The 12,065-nt window shown below is 67.1% G+C and carries 12 protein-coding genes; 7 read left to right on the forward strand and 5 right to left on the reverse strand.

Annotation, left to right across the window (positions count from 1 at the left end; all coding sequences use genetic code 11):
• Positions 1 to 209 precede the first annotated feature (209 nt).
• On the forward strand, positions 210 to 1,040 hold the full coding sequence (locus tag M4J40_RS07665; RefSeq protein ID WP_251753394.1) for an AraC family transcriptional regulator: 831 nt from the start codon (positions 210 to 212) through the stop codon (positions 1,038 to 1,040).
• A gap of 6 nt (positions 1,041 to 1,046) precedes the next feature.
• On the opposite strand, the gene M4J40_RS07670 is transcribed toward M4J40_RS07665, so the two are convergent.
• Positions 1,047 to 1,625 (reverse strand): LysE/ArgO family amino acid transporter, encoded by a 579-nt coding sequence (locus M4J40_RS07670; protein ID WP_251754240.1) that lies wholly within the window; start codon positions 1,623 to 1,625, stop codon positions 1,047 to 1,049.
• A gap of 223 nt (positions 1,626 to 1,848) precedes the next feature.
• Here M4J40_RS07670 and M4J40_RS07675 point away from each other — a divergent pair, with 223 nt between their 5' ends.
• On the forward strand, positions 1,849 to 2,703 hold the full coding sequence (locus tag M4J40_RS07675) for a universal stress protein (RefSeq protein WP_251753397.1): 855 nt from the start codon (positions 1,849 to 1,851) through the stop codon (positions 2,701 to 2,703).
• Between the two features lie 152 nt (positions 2,704 to 2,855).
• Here the strand turns inward: M4J40_RS07675 and M4J40_RS07680 are convergent, their stop codons facing one another.
• Entirely contained in the window at positions 2,856 to 4,025 is a 1,170-nt protein-coding gene (locus M4J40_RS07680) for a serine hydrolase (protein ID WP_251753398.1), read from the reverse strand.
• A 66-nt stretch (positions 4,026 to 4,091) separates the two neighbouring features.
• Between M4J40_RS07680 and M4J40_RS07685 the strand changes: the two genes are divergently transcribed.
• Together M4J40_RS07685 and M4J40_RS07690 are read left to right on the forward strand one after the other, a co-directional pair.
• Positions 4,092 to 4,718 (forward strand): TetR/AcrR family transcriptional regulator, encoded by a 627-nt coding sequence (locus tag M4J40_RS07685; protein ID WP_405030724.1) that lies wholly within the window; start codon positions 4,092 to 4,094, stop codon positions 4,716 to 4,718.
• Positions 4,719 to 4,799: 81 nt separating this feature from the next.
• Positions 4,800 to 5,690, forward strand: coding sequence for a LysR family transcriptional regulator ArgP (locus M4J40_RS07690; RefSeq protein WP_251753400.1), 891 nt, complete (start codon positions 4,800 to 4,802; stop codon positions 5,688 to 5,690).
• Between the two features lie 271 nt (positions 5,691 to 5,961).
• On the opposite strand, the gene M4J40_RS07695 is transcribed toward M4J40_RS07690, so the two are convergent.
• The 3 genes from M4J40_RS07695 to M4J40_RS07705 form a co-directional block, all read right to left on the reverse strand.
• Positions 5,962 to 6,690 carry an autoinducer binding domain-containing protein gene (locus M4J40_RS07695; RefSeq protein WP_251753402.1) on the reverse strand — a complete coding sequence of 243 codons (729 nt, stop codon included), beginning with the start codon at positions 6,688 to 6,690 and terminating at the stop codon, positions 5,962 to 5,964.
• 217 nt (positions 6,691 to 6,907) lie between these two features.
• Entirely contained in the window at positions 6,908 to 8,938 is a 2,031-nt protein-coding gene (locus tag M4J40_RS07700) for an autotransporter outer membrane beta-barrel domain-containing protein (protein WP_251753405.1), read from the reverse strand.
• A gap of 165 nt (positions 8,939 to 9,103) precedes the next feature.
• On the reverse strand, positions 9,104 to 9,997 hold the full coding sequence (locus M4J40_RS07705) for a LysR family transcriptional regulator (RefSeq protein WP_251753406.1): 894 nt from the start codon (positions 9,995 to 9,997) through the stop codon (positions 9,104 to 9,106).
• A gap of 206 nt (positions 9,998 to 10,203) precedes the next feature.
• On the opposite strand from M4J40_RS07705, the gene M4J40_RS07710 reads away from it, so the two are divergent.
• The 3 genes from M4J40_RS07710 to M4J40_RS07720 all read left to right on the forward strand — a co-directional run bounded on the left by M4J40_RS07710 (position 10,204) and on the right by M4J40_RS07720 (position 11,885).
• The gene (locus M4J40_RS07710; protein WP_251753408.1) at positions 10,204 to 10,956 is read left to right on the forward strand and encodes an SDR family oxidoreductase; all 753 of its coding nucleotides are present in this window, start codon (positions 10,204 to 10,206) and stop codon (positions 10,954 to 10,956) included.
• An 83-nt stretch (positions 10,957 to 11,039) separates the two neighbouring features.
• A complete protein-coding gene (locus M4J40_RS07715) occupies positions 11,040 to 11,438 on the forward strand; it encodes a cupin domain-containing protein (protein WP_251753410.1) in 399 nt (132 codons plus the stop codon).
• Positions 11,439 to 11,885: a cyclophilin-like fold protein gene (locus tag M4J40_RS07720; RefSeq protein ID WP_251753411.1), complete on the forward strand. Its 447-nt coding sequence runs from the start codon at positions 11,439 to 11,441 to the stop codon at positions 11,883 to 11,885.
• Positions 11,886 to 12,065 lie beyond the last annotated feature (180 nt).

Consider the following 12,065-nt stretch of genomic DNA (forward strand, 5'->3'; position numbering starts at 1 on the left):
CCTGTCGCATTGGCGAGCAAAACTTGAGTATGATAAAAGGGAAATAAGGGACTGTTTTCGTGGACAATATTTTCCAATGGCACAATTTTATTCAACTTATAAGCGCAAATATTGTCAACGAGTCCCAGATCACCCGAAAGCATAGCGGCCGATACGAGTTTGCGACCAAGACGTTATCCGAGAGCGAGGGCGAGGGCACGCTGAGCTTCGTGCGAACGCCCGATTGCGCCATCCTGATAGCCGACTGCGCCTTCCACGAGGATCGGCACTACGAAGTGAGCGACGACGGCCTCGTTCGCTTCCACTTCAACTTCGACGTCTCGATCGACAGCCGCGCCGACGACACGGCGGTGGCGGAGATCGTCAACCACAGTGCCGGCATCCTGATGATGCAGCCCGACCGGATGATGGTCGATCACATCCCCCGGGAGCGGCGCCAGAGCTTCGTCACCATCGCCTGCGACCCACGCTGGCTGTCGGACTTCTTCAACTTCCGCCTGGAAGACCATGTCGAACGCCGGGATCAGGACAGCGCCCCATTCCTGTACCAGGAACTGGCCTTCACCCAACCGATCCGGTCCCTGGTCAACACCATCGCCACCCAGCCGATAAGCGGATTGGGCGGCGCCCGCATCGCCACGCTGGCGCAGAAGACGCTGCTGCTGTCGCTCGAGAGCCTCGCCGACGATCACCGGCAGCGACCGGCGCGGTTGTCGCCGAATGACATCGCTGCCATAGAGCAGGCGCGCGACATCCTTCTCGGCAATCTCGCCGCTCCGCCCAACATCCAGGCGCTCAGCCGGCAGGTGGGCATCAACCGCACCAAGCTGCAATATGGCTTTCGCGACCTCTACGGCATGTCGGTCATGCAGTTTGCCGAAAAGCAGCGGATGGAACGCGCGCGCGTCCTGCTGCGGGACACCGACATGTCCGTGTCGGCGATTGCCCTCGAACTGGGTTACGAGCACGCATCGAGCTTCTCGACCCGCTTCCGCCACCACTTCGGCCGCCCTCCCCGCCTCATCCGCGTCCGGAGCTGAGCAGGGTCAGCCGCCCAACAGCAGGCTCCCCGCGATCGTCCACATGATCAAGGCGATGGCGCCTTCGAGGAGCCGCCAGGCCGTCGGCTGGGCGAAGATCGGGCGGAGCTTGGCCGCGCCATAGCCGAGCGAGAAGAAGAAGGCGAAGGACGAGGTCATGGCGCCAAGCGCAAAGGCCGCCTCGCCGCCGGGATACTGGGTGGAGATGGTGCCGAGCAGCACCACCGTGTCGAGGTAGACGTGCGGGTTGAGCCAGGTGATGGCAAGGCAGGCGAGAAGCGTCGGCATGAGCGGCGTCGCCCCGTTGCCGCCGCCGGCGTCCAGCGCGCCATGCGATTTCAGCGCCGACATCATGTTCCTTAGGCCATAAAAACCCAGGAAGGCCGCGCCGCCGAAGCGCATCACCGGATCGAGCCAGGGCAGCATCGTGACGATGCGCGAGAAGCTGCTGACGCCGAGCACGATCAGCGCCACGTCGGACAGCGCGCAGGTCAGGCAGACGGCGAAGACATGCCCACCCTTCAGCCCCTGCCGGAGCACGAAGGCGTTCTGCGCGCCGATGGCGACGATCAGGCTGAGGCCCATGCCGAGCCCGGCAAGATAAGGTGAAAGGTAAGCCGAGAAATCCACTGTCGCCCCCGTTCGATGCGTTCCCCTAGCCGCATCGAACGGTTTAGACAAATTAAAGATGCTTAGCTCGGATTAGCCAGACTGTTCCTGCACAACGTCGCTTTGACAGCCCGGCGGCCGGGGACTACCGTTTCGGCATCGGATCGGCGGGGTACGGCCTCGCCGGATGGAGGCGCCCATGAGCGTCCAGGATACAGCCCGCCCCAGGATCGTCGTCGCGCTGCTGCCGGAACCGGAGACGGTCGCCACCTGCCTCGACTGTGCGCTGGCCGCCGCGCAGGGCTTTGACGCCTCGATCTCGGCCGTCCACGTCGGCTTCAATCCCAGGTTCGCCTTCGTGCCGCCGGAGGAAATCGCCATCCAGCAATTGCGCGAGCTGCGCGAGGGCACCGTCGCCGACCGCCTCGCCCGCACCAGGGCCGCCTTCGACGCCTGGCGCGCCGACCGGCCGGACGCGCCGGTCGGCTGGCAGAGCGAGGAGGGCGACGTCGAGGAACTGGTCGCCCGCGAGACCGCCCGCGCCGACCTCGTCGTGATGGGCAACCCGGTGCGCCTCGACGGCCGCGACGCCTTCCACGCCACGCTGTTCTGGTCCAAGCGCCTGCTGCTGGTGGCGCCGCCCGACGCCAGGACGGAGCCGGGCTCGACGCTACGCCCCGCGCGCGCCATCGGCCGCCACATCGTCGTCGGCTGGAAACCGGGCGAACAGGTCGAGCGGGCGGTGCGCGCCGCGCTGCCCTGGCTACGGCGCGCCGACAAGGTGACGGTGGTCGCGGTCCAAAAGCCCGGCGCCGACTACCTCTCCTCCGCCCGCGCGCTCTTTTCCGAACTCGGCATCGCCGTGGACTGCATCGAGCTCCGGCGTGAGAGCGGCAGCGTCGGCCTGCAACTGCTCGCCTCCGCCGACCGGCTCGGCGCCGACAGCCTGCTCATCGGCGCCTACAAGCACGGCGCGCTGTGGGAGGCGATCCTCGGCGGCGTCACCCGCGACGTTCTGGCCGCCGCCCGCCTCCCCGTCTTCATGATGTGCTGACGAGCCCGGCTCATACGCGTTCCGCTTGATCCGGACCCATCCGGCTCAAGCGGGCGGCTCAAGCGGGTTTCGGCCTGACCGGCCGGCGCCCGGTCGGGCGCTTCCGCTCCGTCAGGTTCCGCCCGAAAGGTCGAAACCCGACGGAAACGGTATCACTCCGCCGCCAAGGCCTGTCGCTCCCGGCCGTAGACGGCGTCGCGGATCTCGGCCGGGAAGGCGCCCGCGCCGGCCATTCCCTCGAAGGCGGTGTTGGTCAGCGCCACCACGGTGAGCGCGTTGGCCCGGTCGACGAACCAGCTGTGGCCGTAGGCGCCGCCCCATTGCAGCGTGCCCGCCGCCTGTGGCGTACCGGTCGGCGCGGGATCGACCAGCACGGCCCAGCCATAGCCGAAGCCCCAGCCGGGCCCTTGCGTCTCCGCCGCCGTCCCGACCTGATCGGTCGCCATCCTCTCCACCGTCGCGGCATCGAGGATGGGCGCACCGCCCTTGCGGATCGCCTCCAGGAAGGCCAGCACGTCCCCGGCGGTACCCGCCATGCCGGCGCCGCCCGACGGGTAGGACGCGGCATCGAGAACACGCGACGGCGCGAAACGGGCCACCGTGCCGAAGATCGGCACCCGCATGCCGTCGGTCATCGCGACAGGCTCTGGGGTGCCATCCGCGTAGGGCTTGGCGAGCCGACCGGCGTCCCGGACGGTAAAGTCGGTGTCGACGAGCCCGAGCGGCGTCGTCACCCGGTCGCGGACGATATCGGCGAGACTTCGCCCCTCCAGGGCCTCCAGCACGCCGCCGAGCACGTCGAGCCCAAGCGAATAGCGCCAGCCCGAGCCGGGCGCGAAGGAGAGCGGCGCCGCCGCGAGGCGCGCAAGGTTGTCGCCGAGCGACAGGCCCGGCTGGTCGAGGCCGTCAGAGACGTTCAGCCGATGGTAGGCGCCGTCCACCGGCTCCAGGAAGCCATAGCTGAGGCCGGCGGTGTGCGTCAGAAGCTGGTGGATGGTGATCTCCGGCGCCGTTCCGTCCGGCAAGGCGGGGCGGAAGTCCGGCAGCCAGGTCGTCGCCGGCGCGCCGAGGTCGAGCCGCCCTTCCTCGACGAGCCGCATGGCCGCCGCCGTCACCAGCGGCTTGGTGATCGAGGCGAGGCGGAAGATCGCATCCTCGCGCATCGGCACCCCCGCTTCGCGGTCGAGATGGCCGGCGGCGCGGCGGTGGACGATCTCGCCGCCCTGGGCGACCAGCACGACGGCGCCGACGACGCGCCGTTCGGCGAGCGCCCTGTCGATGGCCGCATCGATGCGGGCCGGGGAAATATCGGAGAGACTCATGGCGGACAATCTCCTATAATCACAATGACCATTCCTGAATACCCCAGGCATGAAGGTAATTCCAGAGTGACCATTGTGAAAAATGAAGGACAAGCCACGCGGCGCGGCCGCCCCCGCTCCTTCGATCGCGACGCGGCACTGGAAAAGGCCGTGGAAACCTTCTGGCGGCACGGCTACGAAGGCACGTCCATCGCCGACCTCACCGGGGCCATGGGCATCACGGCGCAGAGCCTCTATGCCGCCTTCAGCTCGAAGGCCGACCTCTACCGCGAGGCGCTCGCCTGGTATCAGGCCCACATCGGCAGCCCCGGCGCCGACCTGGGCGAGGCGGGCGACGTGGTCTCGGAAATGGCCGCCCTGCTCGCCGGCTCGGCGCACACCTTCACCCGCCCCGGCCGGCCGCGCGGCTGCATGGTCTCCACCTCGGTGCTGACGTGCGCCGTCGAGAACGAGCCGGTGGCGCGCCATGTCCAGGGCCTCAGGGCCGCCTCGATCGACCGGCTCAGGGCGCGCATCGAGCGCGGCATCGCCGAGGGCCAGTTGAAGCCGGACACCGATCCCCAGGCCCTCGCCCGCTTCGTCGGCGCCATGATCCAGGGCATGTCGGTGCAGGCGCAGGATGGCGCGTCGGAGGCCGCCCTCAGCGCCATCGTCGACCACGCCGTCGCCGAGATCGGGCGCCACCGCGCCTGAGCCCGGCCTCTCCGTTGCGCTTGGCCACGGCTGGGGATTAGAAGATCTGATCTGCCGTTCCTCAGTTCAGCCGGGCTAATCATGATCGACTATTCCGCCGCGCAGGCCGTCGCCGCCATCGTCCGCACCGGCAGCTTCGAGAAGGCGGCGCGGCAGCTGTCGGTCACGCCGTCGGCCATCTCCCAGCGAGTGCGGCAGCTGGAGGAGCGGCTCGGCGCGGTGCTGATCGAGCGCGGCAATCCTTGCGTCGCCACCGAAAAGGGCGCCTGGCTCTGCCGCCACATAGAGCTGGTGGGCATGCTGGAAAGCGACCTTCTGGAGCGCCTGCCCGGCCTCGGCGACCCGCTGTCCGCCCCCTTGACGCTCGACATCGCCGTCAACGCCGACAGCCTGGGCACCTGGTTCATGCCGGCCGCCGCCGCCTTCGCCGAACGGTCCAATGCGCTGCTCAGGATCGCCGTCGACGATCAGGACCACACCGCCGACTGGCTCAGGCGCGGCCACGTGGTCGCCGCCGTCACCTCGCTGTCAAAGCCGGTGGCCGGCTGCAAGGTCAGCCCGCTCGGCCGCCTGCGCTATCACGCCACCGCCAGCCCCGCCTTCATGGCCCGCCATTTCCCGGATGGCGTCACGGCCGAGGCGCTGGCCCGCGCGCCGGCCCTCACCTTCAACCAGAAGGACGGGTTGCAGCGGGACTGGGCGCGACAGACGCTGGGCGCCACCGACGCCGGCCCCACCCACTGGCTGCCCTCGACGCAGGGCTTCGTCGACGCCGCCCTGCTCGGCATGGGCTGGGGCCTCAACCCGACCAAGCTCGTCGCCGGCCACCTCGCCACGGGCCGCCTCGTCGAGCTGGTGCCCGGCGCCAGCCTGGACGTCACGCTCTACTGGCAAGTCAGCCGCCTCGTCTCCGGCCAGTTCCCCGAACTCTCGCGCGCCGTGCTGGACGCGGCAAGGCAAGCGCTGGCGTGAGGATCCAACAAGAACAGCCGCCCCCGTGGTCCGGAAGCGGCCGTCTTGAGTATTTGCAGTGAAACTATGACCTGCGGCTCGCGCCCTAGTACTAAAATATCGCGTCAACGAGGTCCCTCCTCGCCTTGCGGGATCGACAATAGCGGCGGAATCGACCCTGAATACCACGGGAATCCGTGGTGCAACCAGGATGCGAGTCCTCGTTGATCGCTAGGAATCAGCCATTTAGCGAAAAGCTCGCGCCGGGGGCCACATCCGGATTGCCGACGATTTAAATCGAAATAGCGCCGATCTGCACCGCCCGCAGCACGGCAACCACCTTGTCGTTGCAGCGCAGCTTGCGGAAGACATGGCGCAGGTGGTCGTCGACGGTGTCCTCGGAGATGCCCATGATCTCGGCGATGTCGGCGCGCGTCTTTCCCGTCGCCGTCCAGCGCAGAACCTCCTTCTGCCGGGCCGACAGCTTGACCTCCGGGCGCTCCGGCTTGTGGACGAGCGAGGTGTAGACCAGCTGGAACTGGCCGGCCATGGCGTAGAGCGTGCTGAGATGGTCGCGGCCGAACGACTGCCGGCTCCGGCTGGCGAAACCGAAGCCGATGAGACTGCCAAAGCCGAGATGGATGGAGGCGGAGGCGCCGGATTTCAGACCGGCGTCGGCGGCCTCGTTCATCAGCCGCGCCTCGTCCCTGGAAAGCGGTTGCGTCTTGCCCATGGACGCCCAGTCGAACACGCAGCTCCTCTCCCAGGCCAGCCGGTAGACGGGATCGAAGGCCATGTAGTTGTGCCCGACATAATGGTCGAGCCAGTCCTCGGGATAGTTCGACAGCATGCCGTGGCCGGCGATGTCGTTCTGATGGTGCACGTAGCTGAAGACGAACTGGTCTATGCCGAGGCGCGCGAGATGGTCGCCGAACACGGCGCTGAGCTCACCCTCGTTCCGGCACTTGTTGGAGGTTTCGATGAACGCCTGAAGCGTCTGGTAGCGGGAGTGCGTCAGCATCGCGGCTATCCCGCCGCCAGCCGCGCACGCATCGGCCCCACGCCCCGAAAGGCACAGGTTGCAGACATCGCGACAAAAAACACGACATTCATGGCGGGAATGCTCGCTGACCGAACCCAAAGGTACAGTCCAATGCTAAAAATACAGCCGTAAATATACCTATCAATCACCTGAAAGGCGAGACTCGCCGACCTTGCACCTGTCCACGCTTGCCGTCTCAGAACGCCAGCTTGGCCTGGAAGCTGCCGGCCAGGCCCTCGCGCTGGCCGACGAAGCCCTGGAGGCCGAGGTCGATGGAGAGCGGCAGGTCGTCGGAGGGCTTCAGCGTTAGCCCTGCCTCGAAGATGCCGGTGTCGCCGGCCATTGACGGCGCGTCGATGGCGAACCCGCTGGTGCTGGCGCGGGCCTTGCCGTCGAACTCGTGCTCCCAGGCCGCGCCGGCATAGGGCGTGACCTTGTTGGAAAGGGCGTAGGAGACGCGGGCGCCGAGGCGGGTGCGCTCGGAGGTCACCGCCTCGAAGTCCACCGTCTCGCCGGTGGTGAGCTGCACGCTGTCGGAGCCGAGCCGCGACCAGATATACTTGCCGCTGACATCCACCGTCATCGCCTCGCCGACCGACCAGACGTAGCCGACGGCGGCGCTGACGCCATAATAGGACGAGGACGTGTCGTAGCCGGCCGCGACGCCGCCCGAGGTCAGGTCGGCGCTCGAATAGTTGTTGTTGGCGACGCCGACGCGGGCCGCACCCTCGGCATAGGCATGCCCCGGCCCCATGGGGCGGAAATCCTGGTGGCCCAGCAGGCCGCCGCCGACATAGTGGCTGTTGCCGTGGCCGCGAATGTCGCCCGAGGCGAAGCCGTTGAAGGTGTCGTAGTTGCCGCTGCCGAACTCGGCGAAGGCGCCGGCCGTCAGCCGGCCGATGGAGATGTCGACGCCGCGCGACAGGCCGGCCACCAGCGACACGCCGTCGACGTCCACATGCGAGCCGGTGTTGGTGCGGATCGATCCACCGGACACCGCCGCGAAGGGCGACCAGTCGGCCCCGGCGCCGCCGATGGCGTTGGCCATGCCCTTGCCGGCGGCGAGATCGGCCCCCTCGTTGACCAGCGACGCCCCGGAAACGAAGCCCTCCGACACCACCTTGCTCTGGTCGGCGACAGTGGGGGCCGACTGAACGGTGGCGATCAGGTCGGTCGACGTGGCTGTGATGTCGAACACATAGCTCAGCGTCACGCCCTGCATGCCCACCCCGGTCGCCGTGCCGTTGAGCCCGGCGTTATACGACAGGGTGCCGGCGTGGATCAGCGTAACGCTGTCGCCCACGTCAAGCGCCGACGAAGCGCCATTGATGCCGACGTTGATGACGGACGACACACTGTTGAAGTTGGTGAGATAAGCCCAGTTGGTCACCCTCAGCATGGTGTCGCCAGCGGAGAGTGCCGTCGGCAGATAGAAGTTGAGGTACTGGAAGCCCGCCAGAGTGCCGACGGTGAGGCCGGCGATCTTGAGGTTGAGCGTGTTGCCCGAGAACGCGCCGCCCGCGCACATCGTCTGACACAGGCCGCCATACAGGGACATGTTGCTGTTGCTGAATGTCGTCGTCGCCCCACTGATCGTCACCGTGTTACCGGTGACCGCTCCCATTTCGGAGATGCCACCGGCGATGATGCTCGAGGCGAAGGTTCCGCCGCTGATCGTCACCGTGTTGCCTGAGGCCGCCATATTCTCGGTGCGGCCTCCGACGATGGTGCCCGCACCGAAGGCCCCGCCGCTGATGTCGACAGTGTTGTTCTCGGCATTGCCTGTGTTGGTCCAACCGCCGATGACGTCTCCCGCAATGGCCGAGGTGCCGGAGATTGTGACCGTGTTGGAACTGGCGCTCCCCTGGTTGGAGTAGCCGCCATAAACATTCTGGTCGACGGTCCCGCCTGACATGGTCAACACGTTGGAGTTGGCGACATCCTCCAGCGTGGTGGCATCGGCGTATCCGCCATAGGCGTTCTGGGTGACATTGGCGCCGGTCAAAAGGCGCAATGTGTTGTTGCTGGAAGAGGCGGAAGTGTCGAGCGTCTGGGGATCGCTGGGGTCGCTGTTGCCGTAGACGACGGTCTTCGCCGTGTTCACGTCGACATCGCCCGCCCAGGCCTGACAGGCGGGAAATGACGCCGCCACAACGCCAACGGCCAGCGCCGACGACGCCACATCCAAGCTGCGAAGGAACCGCCGCGAATAAATCGCTTCCGCCATGCCCCGCCCTCCGACTGTCCGGCCGAAGGCTCGACCGAAGTCGGCAGCGGGCGCATGTCCAGTCACTTAACAGATACATTAAGCAACATTTACGCGCATTTCATCAGTATTTTTAACAATTGATAACAATCCGATCGCCGGTCGAAGCCGCCCTGCCGACGCCTGTCACGGCCGGTAGCGCAGGCGGTCGATCACCAGGCGCAGCGCCGAACTCACCTGCCGCCGTCCGGAGTAGAACAGGTGGAAGCCGTCGAAGGGCGGGCACCAGTCGTCGAGCACCCGACGCAGCGTGCCCGCTGCGATATCGGCGGTCACCTCGGTCTCCAGCACGAAGGCGATGCCGTGCCCGGCCCGCGCCGCGTCGAGGCAGAGGTCGCTGTCGTTGAAGATGAACGGCCCCGCCACCTTGCGGACGATCGCCTCGCCGTCCTTCTCGAACTCCCACTCATAGGGGGGCGCGTGCGGGTTGAAGCGAAGCGCCAGACAGTCGTGATCGTCGAGATCGCACGGATGGCCGGGCAGCGGCCGCCCCCGGAAATAGACCGGCGCGGCCACCGCCGCCATGCGCACCGGCGGCCCAATCCGCACCGACACCATGTCGGGCCCGACATATTCGCCGAGGCGCACACCGGCGTCGAAGCGATCCTCGGCGAGGTCGGTCAGACGGCTCTCGACGCTGAGCTCGATCCGCACTTCCGGGTAGTCGCGCGCGATCTGCGACAGGATTGGCCACAGGATGGCGCGCACCGCCGTGCGGCTCGCCGTCACCCGCACCAGACCGCGCGGCGTGTCGCCCAGCTGCCGCAGCTCCTCGATCCGCGCATCGATCTGCCCGAAGCCCGGCCGCACCGCCGCCAAGAGCTTCTCGCCGGCATCGGTGGTCGTCACGTGGCGGGAGGTGCGGTTGAGAAGCTTGAGGCCGATGGACGCCTCGAGGCGGCGGATGGTGTGGCTGACCGCCGATTGCGAGATGCCCAGCCGCGCCGCCGCCCGGGTGAAGTTGCGATCCTCCGCCACCACCTGGAACACGGCCAGATCGCTCAGTTCCTCTCGCTTCATTCATGGACCCCCGCGAAACCTCGACAGATTACGCGGAAAGCGCTGTTCAGTCACGCCATATCGATGAGTGGCATTCATGCTTGCAATGGCCTGCCGGCCGATTGTCGCACCATGGGGACGACCCTAGATTCCGCATCGACAAGCCACCCGGCAAGGCGAAGGCCGCCGCGCCGGAATGTGGCCGAAATCCCACCAGGAGATGCGAAATGACTAGCAACATCACGGACAAGGTCGTCATCATCACCGGCGCGTCGTCGGGCATCGGCGAGGCGACCGCCAAGCTTCTGGCCGCAAAGGGCGCCAAGGTGGTGCTCGGCGCCCGCCGCGCGGACAAGCTGAAGGCCATCGCCGACGCGATCGTCAAGGCCGGCGGCGAGGCGGCCTACCAGGTGCTGGACGTCACCAGCCAGGCCGACAACGACGCCATCGTCAAGCTGGCCAAGGACCGCTTCGGCAAACTCGACGCCATCTTCCTCAACGCCGGCGTCATGCCGGTGTCGCCGCTGTCGGCCATGAAGACCGACGAATGGCACCAGATGGTCGACGTCAACATCAAGGGCGTGCTCAACGGCGTCGCCGCCGTGCTGCCGACCTTCACGACGCAGAAGTCCGGGCACATCATCGCCAACTCGTCGGTCGCCGGCCTCAAGGCCTATCCGGGCGGCGCGGTCTACGGCGGCACCAAGTGGTTCGTGCGCGACTTCATGGAAGTGCTGCGCATGGAATCGGCCATGGAAGGCACCGGCATCCGCACCGCCGTCGTCTACCCGGCCGCCATCAACACCGAACTGCTGACGACGATCACCGACGAGGGCTCCGCAAAAGGCATGGAAGGCCTCTACGCCCAGTACGGCATCTCGCCCGACCGCATCGCAAGCGTGGTCGCCTTCGCGCTCGACCTGCCGGCCGACACCACCGTCAACGAGTTCACCGTCGGGCCGGCCAGCCAGCCCTGGTGAACAGCGGCGTGGGCGGGCGTGACCCCGCCCCGCCCGACCTGTCCGGCCGCCATCCTCCGGCGACCGCCACGAAAGGAACGATCATGAAAATCTCCCGCGTCGGCACGGCCCCGTCCGGAAAGGGCCCGTCCGACTGGTTCACCGGCACCGTCCGGATCGACCCGCTGTTCGCCGCCGAAGAGCCCGGCCGAGTCACCGGCGCCACCGTCACCTTCGAGCCCGGCGCCCGCACCGCCTGGCACACCCACCCCGCCGGACAGACGCTGGTCGTCACCTCCGGCCTCGGCCGCGTCCAGCGCGAGGGCGGCCCCATCGAGGAAATCCGCCCCGGCGACGTCGTCTGGTTCCCGGCCGGCGAAAAGCACTGGCATGGCGCCGCCCCGGAGGTCGCCATGAGCCACATCGCCATTCAGGAAGCCATCGACGGCTCGGCCGTGACCTGGATGGAGCAGGTCAGCGACACCCAGTACGCGCCGGCGTAAATGACGCCCCGCATCCTCCCGAAACTGGCGACCGCCGCCCTCACGGCGATCATCGCCCTCGCCCCGGCCCATGCCCGGCAACAGGCCCCCGCCATGAAGATCAGGATCGTCACAGCAAGCGAGGTCGCCCTCGGCGAACTCGACGACAGCGCCGCCGCTCGCGACTTCCTCGCCCTGCTGCCGCTGAAACTCACGCTCACCGACTACGCGGAGACCGAGAAGATCAGCGACCTGCCCGGCAAGCTCTCCACCGAGGGCAGTCCGCCCGGCATGACGCCCGTCGTCGGCGACATCGCCTACTACGCGCCCTGGGGCAACCTCGCGATCTTCATCCGGGATTTCAGCCATTCGCGGGGCCTCGTCAAACTCGGCCGGATCACCTCGGGTCTGAGGCACATCGGGCGCGCCGGTTCCGTGCCCGTCACCATCGAGCGCATGACCGACTGACGCCCCAACGTTTAACCTGACGCGAAGCGCAGAATATACTCATCGAACACAACACGATTCCAAGTTTAACATAGAATTCAGGTTTATAACTCGCGCCCAATACGGCGCGACACCCCATTACAGCTTTGTACACTTCGATACAGACGACACGGGAGATTGACACTACATCTTGTCCTGTCG

Origin of the sequence: Pleomorphomonas sp. JP5 (assembly GCF_023721815.1) — a bacterium.
In the GTDB taxonomy this organism is placed as follows: domain Bacteria; phylum Pseudomonadota; class Alphaproteobacteria; order Rhizobiales; family Pleomorphomonadaceae; genus Pleomorphomonas.

Excerpts from the sequence above, each read along its gene's own strand:
- M4J40_RS07670 (WP_251754240.1), bottom strand. The coding sequence starts at position 1,625 with ATGGGCCTCAGCCTGATCGTCGCCATCGGCGCGCAGAACGCCTTCGTG.
- M4J40_RS07675 (WP_251753397.1), top strand. The coding sequence starts at position 1,849 with ATGAGCGTCCAGGATACAGCCCGCCCCAGGATCGTCGTCGCGCTGCTG.
- M4J40_RS07680 (WP_251753398.1), bottom strand. The coding sequence starts at position 4,025 with ATGAGTCTCTCCGATATTTCCCCGGCCCGCATCGATGCGGCCATCGAC.
- M4J40_RS07690 (WP_251753400.1), top strand. The coding sequence starts at position 4,800 with ATGATCGACTATTCCGCCGCGCAGGCCGTCGCCGCCATCGTCCGCACC.
- M4J40_RS07695 (WP_251753402.1), bottom strand. The coding sequence starts at position 6,690 with ATGCTGACGCACTCCCGCTACCAGACGCTTCAGGCGTTCATCGAAACC.
- M4J40_RS07700 (WP_251753405.1), bottom strand. The coding sequence starts at position 8,938 with ATGGCGGAAGCGATTTATTCGCGGCGGTTCCTTCGCAGCTTGGATGTG.
- M4J40_RS07705 (WP_251753406.1), bottom strand. The coding sequence starts at position 9,997 with ATGAAGCGAGAGGAACTGAGCGATCTGGCCGTGTTCCAGGTGGTGGCG.
- M4J40_RS07710 (WP_251753408.1), top strand. The coding sequence starts at position 10,204 with ATGACTAGCAACATCACGGACAAGGTCGTCATCATCACCGGCGCGTCG.
- M4J40_RS07715 (WP_251753410.1), top strand. The coding sequence starts at position 11,040 with ATGAAAATCTCCCGCGTCGGCACGGCCCCGTCCGGAAAGGGCCCGTCC.
- M4J40_RS07720 (WP_251753411.1), top strand. The coding sequence starts at position 11,439 with ATGACGCCCCGCATCCTCCCGAAACTGGCGACCGCCGCCCTCACGGCG.